The sequence below is a fragment of the Hymenobacter metallicola genome, from assembly GCF_004745645.1.
GTDB classification, from domain to species: Bacteria; Bacteroidota; Bacteroidia; order Cytophagales; family Hymenobacteraceae; genus Hymenobacter; species Hymenobacter metallicola.
In genome coordinates this window covers 89,280-97,350 of the sequence record NZ_SRMB01000008.1, presented here as the reverse complement: position 1 = coordinate 97,350, position 8,071 = coordinate 89,280, and the positions used below count along the sequence as shown (strand labels likewise).

Genomic DNA, 8,071 nt, shown 5'->3' with positions numbered 1-8,071 from the left:
GACCCGCTGATTCCAGAATTGAAAATCAAGTAAGCGTGCGGCCGCTCGCCAACGCTGCCTAGCAGAGTTCATCTTGGGTGTCCACTACAGGTACTACTCTATCCTCCTTTCGCTAGAACCACCGTTTTCCTGAACTTAGGGCTGTTGCTTCTGCAAGGCTTGGCGCAAGGTTTCCTGCAGCTGGCGCAACGCTTCAGGGGTGCTCAGGTCCACCACGAGCAAGCGGTCGGCTACACCTGCTGCTTCCAGGCACGCTATTTCGGCCTGAAAAGGTTGGTCTTCTAACCAATAGAAGTCGGCACCCAGGTCAATCGCCTCAGTTTTCAGTGCATCCCAGTTCGTAGACTGCACTGCGCCTAGTTGGGTCAAACTGCTTGCCGGCAAATACGTGGAGAGGTAGCGAAGGGCCGCGGTTCCGTCGCCTTTGCAATGTGTCGTGAGCCAATAGCATTCGAAATGCTGCGTAACGAACACTACAAATTCTTCAACGCCTGGGGCCGGGCGGGTATGCTTGGCTGTGAGCAACACGCCATCAATGTCTACATAGAGTTTAGTCACTCGACAAAAGTACGTCTTATCTAAACGCTCCTTTCTCTTTTTGGACCATTCGCAGCATACAGCTAAGCCAGAATTATAAGGCCTGATAAGTGCCGGCTTATTAGGACCTATCAATAAGTCTTTTGCGAGAGTGTCACATCAGCTCCTGCTCGTAGATTGCAGACTGTTGACTTACGCCCTTTACTATGAGCCTCACTCTCGTTCCAATAACAGACCAACTTGGTTGGCTACCCCCTACCGTATCCGAGGCTGCTCCTGGTTCCTTGGGAGTACCACAAGGCTATGATGCGTATGTCAAGCTTTTCCCGGTGCTAGGCATTGACCGTAGCATTCCGCTGGCGTCCTACTCGTTCGCCTGTACCTCCGTAGCGGATCTAAATGCCCGGGTAGCCTTCTGGAACACGTATGGAATTCACCAAGGGGGGCCGCCTGCTGAACGGGTAGAGCGCATCACCTATCGGGAGGCAGCCGCACTAGCTGGTATGCCAGCCCAGGTGCCTGTTAGTTGGGAGGCCATCTGTGATTTTCACGGCGAACGGCCACCTAATTTAGGCAGCAGCCCGACCCTGGAAGAAGCTTTCATCGAGCACCTGGTGCAGGTGCTGGGGGCTACGACTGATACATTTTTTCATGGCTCAGTTGAGGAAGGCAACTATCGCTGGGACGCGGAAGATATGCCAGTGGACTGGCTAGAGCGGGGCATATGTGCGGATCTGCTGTCGGTGTACCAACGGGACAACGCCTTACCTACTTATATGTTTGCCGCAGATCATGCGTGGTGTCTCTATCAAGCAGAATGGGTAAGCTGGAGTGTCATAGGCTGTTCTGCTCCGCTGGCGCTGGCGTTACTGCAGCACTCCTACTTAGAGACTCTTCCACTAGTTGATGCAAAAATAAAACCGAGCTAGCCTTCTCTGAATACCAAATCTTCAGACACAATTAGGTAGCGAAAGGAGTGGTAAACGTTATGTTTGCCTAAAACCTCGGCGTATGTGGCGTGTCTTGTTCTGCCTGTGGGCACTTTTCCGGGTCGCACCGCTGGCTGCTCAGTCAGCTCCGCAGCGCGTGACCTGGCTGCAGCTGCAGAACAGCTACTTCCTGGGCTTTTACCAGTACACCGTGACGGCCGATTCGCTGATGGTGCAGTGGCTCAATTTGAACCCATGCCCGGACTCGGTGTACCGGCGGGCGCTCACGCCGCGCGAGCGCAACCAGCTCTTGGCCGCCGTGAACCACACCTATTTGTCGACCATTCGTGCGGAGTACCAGTGCGCGACGACCAACTCCGATGAAGCGCGCTACACCGTGATCATTCAGAAAGGCACCCGGCGCAAGCGCACCGAGATCAGCGGCTGTCAGGTCCCGTGGTTCAACGCGCTGGTTCAGGAGCTCAACCGCTTGCTGCCCGAAACCCACCGCTGTGGCTATCTCCGCTTGTGAGTAGCACCACCCGCCACCTGCTGCTCGCCGCACCAACCGGGGAGGCGAGCCGTTCAGCCACTGCTGCTCAGCGCAAATGCAATTTTGCCCAACCGCCGGGACTAGTACTAGGGGGAGATGTGTCCGAGAAGTCACCTTACGTTAAGTCGAGTAGCTTGAGAACAGCTGCTCAAACGACCGTTTGGCTGAATTGTTAGAAGACGCTACAATTCTTTTTTCCAGTCTTGGTCGACTTGGCCAAAATACCTGTCGAGCAAGGCGTAGGCGGCCTGCACGCGGAAGAGTTCTGCTTGCGTGTCTGCTGACAGGAGCTGTTGCTTGGGACGAAGCAACTGGGCAATGGCCCGTTTGACGGCCGCCGGCGCAAAGGGGCCTTTCATGTTTTCGATGACGGCCATGGCCCACATCATGCCTTCGTCGGCCTCCGCGCGGGTCAATAGGAACCGAACGAAAAAGGCTAGGTGGGCCGAGCAATCGTAGCGGGAGCAGGCCCACAGCAACTGTGAGGTGTAGCGCACATTCGCAGGATGGGCCACGGCCCGCATCAACGGCTTGAGCACGCGCTTGTCGCCGGCCGCGCCCAGGACTTCAGCGACGAAGGCTTGGGTAATACGGCTCGTGGCTGTCTCCAGCAACGGCACTAAGGAGAGCGCGCTTCTCTTACCCTGAACTGCATGCCGAATCGAAGAGAGTTCAGCCGCCAGGGCGTCGTTCCCCTCCGATGCGGCCCGGTTTAGGGCGGTGCGCAGTTCTTGCAGGATAGTAGGCTTGCGGGCGGGCATACAGCAGGTGCGCGGGGTCAGGGTGGGGGCTAAAAATACGCTCGTTATTTTAAATGGTGGTTGGTGCCACTTGCTCCTCGGCCTTGCGGTGGGGCGTGAGGGGGACGCCGCGATGGCGCAGGTACTTGTAAAAGGTAGCCTTGGAAATGCGCAGGCTGCGGGCCATGTCGTCGGTGCTCAGCTGCTGGGCCCGGTAGAGGGTTTCGGCGGCCAAGGCCGTGCGCTGAGCTTCTTCCGACAAGCCCGGCTTGCGCCCGCCTACCCGACCTCGTGCCCGGGCGGCGGCTAGCCCGGCGAAGGTACGTTCGCGAGTAAGTTCACGCTCAAATTCGGCCAGCGAGGCAAACAGGTTCAGCACCAATCGGCCCTGGGCTGAGTTCGTGTTAATGGCGTCCGTCAGCGAGACCAGGCCCACCTCGCGCCGCTGCAGGTCGGCCACGAGGTCGAGCAGATGTTTGAGCGAGCGTCCCAGCCGGTCAAGCTTGTAGATGTACACCGTGTCGCCCGGGCGCAACTGGGCCAGCAGCTTGTCGAGCTCAACGCGGGCGGCCAAGGCCCCGGAGGCTTTCTCCTGGTAAATAAGGGTGCACCCCGCCTGGGTCAGGGCATCGAGTTGCAGTTCGAGGTTCTGGTCGCGGGTCGAGACGCGGGCGTAGCCAATCTTCATGAAAATGGAGTTTAGGAAACTCGTTAAAAAGTAGCATTTCGTGAACTTTGAAAGGTGAACGGGTTTCGTAAACTCACGCACCGCAGCGGACAGCCCACTGGAGGCTTAGCAACCGCTGGCCAGCATCTCGTTTCGCAGTTTAGGCAAACGAGCGTTATTTAGGCTTAGGCTTCACACTAGCTTTGCCTGCTAAGGACTTACCGTGAAAAATGACTATTTCAGCAACTGCCTGGCGGATTATTGGGGCTCTCCTGCTAGGCCTAGTAGCAGGATTTGGCCTAGCGACCTACCGGCAAGGAGCACCTACCGGCACCGGAAGAGAAATCCCTGAAAGGGGCAGCGTAGAGTATGAGGCCACCTATACCAATGCAGTCATCTTTCGCCATAAGCTGCGGCAAGAGCCTCGTCTGGACTCCCTTTTCGCACGAGAGCCTTTTTTCGCGAACGCTATCTGCATCCTGCGGCAGGATTCTATGGGTATAGAAGCGTTAGCCATTCCGCGCTTCGGGACAAACGAAAATTATTATCTCATCCGAGGGGATTCCATTACCCAACTATGGGTACGCCCCCGAAAAATTCGCTAGGATTACCCTGTCGCATAAATCCGCATTGTGTTCATTAAAACGGTCGGAAAGCAAAACGAGCCCTTTGCAGTACTCAGCCAACGTGGTAAGAATGTCCAGCAAGCCACCCGGCTCGTGTTGTCATGTCAATGCCCAAGTCCAGGACAATAAAGCAGAACTGCCGGGCATACGATATGCACTTACTTGTATGATCTGGATGCTGTTGCGCCCTAACTAAGTCAGCGCGCCATACCAACTGAGCACCGTGGGTATTTGTAGCAATTCTAAATAAACCCCTTCAGTTATTTGTAATCAATCTAAGTAAGGGTATGTTTGCAAAAAAAAGAGCCTCATAGCGCCAACTATGAGGCTCAACCCAGAGAACCGGGTGCTTTCAAACAGGGACGTCGAAAAGCAATGCAAATTGAGAAAATATTGCTGCTGGTACTACTATGTGCCTACAGTATTGTGTCTCGGGCCCAGACTCTAGGGTCAGTTCGAGGAAATATTCATTTCAGCTCCGGTGAGGTCAGCCCAGCTCTTACTATACGGCTGGTCGATACGTCGCTGGGGACGGTGTCGGATCAGGCCGGGGAGTTTACCATCCTGCACGTTCCACCGGGCTCTTACATCCTGCTGGTTACCGGAATTGGCTACAAGCCCGTTCAGCGCTCCATTTCGGTTTCGGCAGGCCAGGAGACGGCACTTACCATACCCGTTGAGGAGGCTTCCGTAGCTATGACGGGGGTTACTGTGGTCGGTCGGTCCGCCGTGCAGGAAACCAACCGCCAGGCGTTCAACGTCACAGCGGTGGATGCCAAGCAGCTCTACAATACCACCCTGGACCTGGCCGGGGCGCTAGACCGCGTGGCCGGCATCCGGGTGCGGGAGTCGGGGGGCGTTGGGTCCAACTTTAACCTGTCGCTCAACGGCTTCTCGGGCAACCACGTCCGGTACTTCATCGACGGCATCCCGATGGATGGGTTCGGCTCCTCGTTACAGATCAACAACATTCCCATCAACGCGGCGGAGCGCATTGAGGTGTACAAGGGCGTGGTACCCATCTGGCTGGGGTCGGATGCCCTGGGCGGAGCTATCAACATCGTAACCGGCAACCGGCAGCGCAACTATATCGACGCCTCGTACTCCTACGGCTCGTTTAATACGCACCGCAGCGTCGTTAACGCGGCCGTGACGTCGAAAGGGGGCCTGACGGCGCAGATCAGCGCCTTCCAAAACTACTCCGACAACAACTATAAAGTAACCGTAGACGCCGCTGACATCAACACCGGAGCGTATGAGCCGGGCAAAGTGGTGCGCCGCTTTCATGATACGTACCACAACGAAACCCTGATTGCCAGTGTCGGCGTCGTGGACAAGCGCTACGCGGACAAGCTGCTGCTGGGCATAACCGCCGGCAAAAACTACAAGGAAATCCAGACCGGGGCCCGCATGGTATCGGTGTTTGGGGGCTGGCACCGCCGGGGCACTATCCTGATGCCTACGCTGAAGTACAAGAAGGACGACCTCCTCAAGGGGCTGGATGTGACGCTCAATGCCAACTACAACCTGGGCCGCGAGCAGAACATCGACACGATGAACGTGCGCTACGACTGGCTGGGCAACTACAAGCGCAACGGCACGAGCGGAGAACGGGCGCGCAGCCTTTACAAGTACCGCAACCACAACGGCCTGGCCACCGCCATGGTCAACTACCGCCTCAACGAGCAACAGGCCATTGCCGTGAGCAACGTGTTCAACACCTTTGACCGGGAAGGTTCCGACGCCCTGAATCCGACGTCAGTTGACCGGCCTCAGAAAACGCAGAAAAACGTGCTTGGCCTGGGCTACTCCTACAATGTGAGCGAGCTGTGGAGCGCATCGGTTTTTGGTAAGTACATCACCCAAGGCAATGTGGTATCGGCGGCAGAGGCGAAGGCGACGACCAGCAAGCTGGGCTACGGTGTGGCCGGTACGTACTTCTTCACGAAAGACCTGCAGCTTAAGGCTTCCTACGAACTCACCAACCGGATGCCGGAGGCCACGGAGATTTTCGGGGACGTAGAAAATCAGGAAGGCAACCCCAGCCTGCGCCCGGAGCAAAGCAACAACGTCAACCTGGGCCTGAGCTATAATTTCCCACTCACGGAGGACGACCGGTTTCTGGTGACGGCCAACGCGGTGTACCGGCACTCCACCAACTTCATCTACAACCGCCTGAACAACAACCAGTCGCGGCTGGTGGCTGATAACCGCGACGGGGTGCGGACGGTAGGAGCCGACGGGGAAGTGCGCTACTCGCACAAAAACCGCTTCTCGGCCGGCGCGACGCTGACCTATCAGTACCTGCAGAACATGCAGCAGTACGAGCCGGGCTTCACGGGCGTGAGCCCGGTGTACCAGGACCAGATGCCGAATATTCCCTACCTGTTCGGGAATGCCGACGCCTCGCTGCTGCTGCCCGACCTGGGAGGCAAAGGCAACAGCCTCACCCTCGGCTACAACCTGCTCTACGTGCACGAATTCTACCTCTACTGGCCCAGCCGCGGCGGCGACAAGCTCAACATTCCGCAGCAGATCAGCCACGACATCAATGTGGTGTACAGCCTGAAAAACGGCCGCTATAATCTCGGCGTGGAAGGCCGCAACATCGCCAACGCCCTGCTCTACGACAACTTCAGCCTGCAGAAGCCGGGCCGGGCTTTCTACGTCAACTTACGCTGCTTCTTCTCCCAATCAAATAACTGGTAACGCCTGCCATGCACATCAAAACTACCCTCGCCACGCTGTTCGTAGCGGCCACGCTTGCTTCCTGCGGCAAAGATGAAAAACAACCTACTCCGGATAATGTCGGGGACTACATCCTGACCGTCACCCCAGCAGCCTCCACGGGGGTGGCCGATTACCTGCTGAATGCGCGCACCCTGGAGTCGGGCGTCATCTCGACGGCGGGCAACGGCGTGGAGCAGGATGGGACCTACCGCTACTACGTCACGCACAAGGGCAAATTTTTCAGCATGCTCTACGGCCAGGGCAACCCCGGCGCCGTGACGGCCTACAACAACAAAAGCGGCAAGCTGGCCAAGCTGACGAATTTCCAGACTGAAACCGTGCAGGCATTTGCCCCGGTAAAGGACGACATCCTGCTCTTCAAGATTCCTCGCAACCCGGCTACTACGCAAATAGCCAACTGGTATAAGGTCAGCACCAATAGCCTGCAGATTTCGGCGGAGGGCACGACCAACACGCTGAACATAGCGCGCAACAACGAGCTGGCCCACTTCAGCTGGCTCAAGCAGGTCGGCGACAAGGTATACGCGCCGTATTTCTGCATCGGTGGCTCGAACTTCAGCACGACCCGCCCCGACAGCGCGTGGATTGCCGTGTTCAACTACGCCGACATGCGGCTGGAAAAAATTATCCGTGACAACCGCACCAGCTTCATCGGCCGCTACTTCACGGACGGGCTAAACGTGGCGGAAAACGGCGACGTGTACGCCTTTTCCTCCTCGGTAGCCACCCAGACCACCGGTACCGCTACCACGCTGACGTCCACCCGGCCCTCGGCCGTTACGCGCATTAAGGCCGGCACCACGGAGTTTGACCGTACTTACCTGCTGGACTTCGAAGCAGCCAGCGGCGGGATGAACATCACCAACTGGCTGTACTTGGGCAACAACAACTACCTGGTGGGTGCCACCACCCGCGCTGAGAAAGGAGCTTACGCCGCTGGCCTGAACGTGGGCATCCTGAACGTGGTGGATAAAACATATGCGCCCGTCACCGGCCTACCAACCAAGGCGGACATCAAGAGCCTGACCACCAATAACTACTCCCCGCAGGACGGCAAAACTGCCTACCTCGGCGTGAACCTGAAGGACGGCACTGGCTACGTTTACAAGATTGACGCTACTGCCAAGACGGCTACCCAGGGTCTGAAAGTAGAAGGGGGCACCATCACGGCCGTGCAGTACCTGGCCAGCGAATAAGCACCTTCCCGCCGAGCCCGGCCCCAGCCCAGCCCAGCCCAGCCCAGCCCATGGTCCGGCACCCTCCGGCTG

The 8,071-nt window shown here is 57.4% G+C and carries 7 protein-coding genes; 4 read left to right on the top strand and 3 right to left on the bottom strand.

Annotated features, from left to right (window positions below):
- Window positions 1–135: 135 nt before the first annotated feature.
- Window positions 136–558 (bottom strand): hypothetical protein, encoded by a 423-nt coding sequence (locus tag E5K02_RS24940; RefSeq protein ID WP_135399210.1) that lies wholly within the window; start codon window positions 556–558, stop codon window positions 136–138.
- A gap of 185 nt (window positions 559–743) precedes the next feature.
- On the opposite strand from E5K02_RS24940, the gene E5K02_RS24935 reads away from it, so the two are divergent.
- Together E5K02_RS24935 and E5K02_RS24930 are read left to right on the top strand one after the other, a co-directional pair.
- A complete protein-coding gene (locus E5K02_RS24935; RefSeq protein ID WP_135399208.1) occupies window positions 744–1,466 on the top strand; it encodes a hypothetical protein in 723 nt (240 codons plus the stop codon).
- 82 nt (window positions 1,467–1,548) lie between these two features.
- Entirely contained in the window at window positions 1,549–1,998 is a 450-nt protein-coding gene (locus tag E5K02_RS24930; protein ID WP_135399206.1) for a hypothetical protein, read from the top strand.
- Window positions 1,999–2,201: 203 nt separating this feature from the next.
- On the opposite strand, the gene E5K02_RS24925 is transcribed toward E5K02_RS24930, so the two are convergent.
- Window positions 2,202–2,633, bottom strand: coding sequence for a hypothetical protein (locus E5K02_RS24925; protein WP_135399204.1), 432 nt, complete (start codon window positions 2,631–2,633; stop codon window positions 2,202–2,204).
- 196 nt (window positions 2,634–2,829) lie between these two features.
- Complete coding sequence (locus E5K02_RS24920) at window positions 2,830–3,447, bottom strand: recombinase family protein (protein ID WP_135399202.1); 618 nt, start codon at window positions 3,445–3,447, stop codon at window positions 2,830–2,832.
- A 980-nt stretch (window positions 3,448–4,427) separates the two neighbouring features.
- On the opposite strand from E5K02_RS24920, the gene E5K02_RS24915 reads away from it, so the two are divergent.
- Together E5K02_RS24915 and E5K02_RS24910 are read left to right on the top strand one after the other, a co-directional pair.
- Window positions 4,428–6,761: a TonB-dependent receptor gene (locus E5K02_RS24915; protein WP_135399200.1), complete on the top strand. Its 2,334-nt coding sequence runs from the start codon at window positions 4,428–4,430 to the stop codon at window positions 6,759–6,761.
- A gap of 8 nt (window positions 6,762–6,769) precedes the next feature.
- The gene (locus E5K02_RS24910) at window positions 6,770–7,999 is read left to right on the top strand and encodes a DUF4374 domain-containing protein (RefSeq protein ID WP_135399198.1); all 1,230 of its coding nucleotides are present in this window, start codon (window positions 6,770–6,772) and stop codon (window positions 7,997–7,999) included.
- Window positions 8,000–8,071 lie beyond the last annotated feature (72 nt).

Bases quoted from the DNA above. Each gene is read 5' to 3' on its own strand.
- E5K02_RS24910 (WP_135399198.1), top strand. From the start codon at position 6,770: ATGCACATCAAAACTACCCTCGCCACGCTGTTCGTAGCGGCCACGCTT.
- E5K02_RS24920 (WP_135399202.1), bottom strand. From the start codon at position 3,447: ATGAAGATTGGCTACGCCCGCGTCTCGACCCGCGACCAGAACCTCGAA.
- E5K02_RS24930 (WP_135399206.1), top strand. From the start codon at position 1,549: ATGTGGCGTGTCTTGTTCTGCCTGTGGGCACTTTTCCGGGTCGCACCG.
- E5K02_RS24915 (WP_135399200.1), top strand. From the start codon at position 4,428: ATGCAAATTGAGAAAATATTGCTGCTGGTACTACTATGTGCCTACAGT.
- E5K02_RS24935 (WP_135399208.1), top strand. From the start codon at position 744: ATGAGCCTCACTCTCGTTCCAATAACAGACCAACTTGGTTGGCTACCC.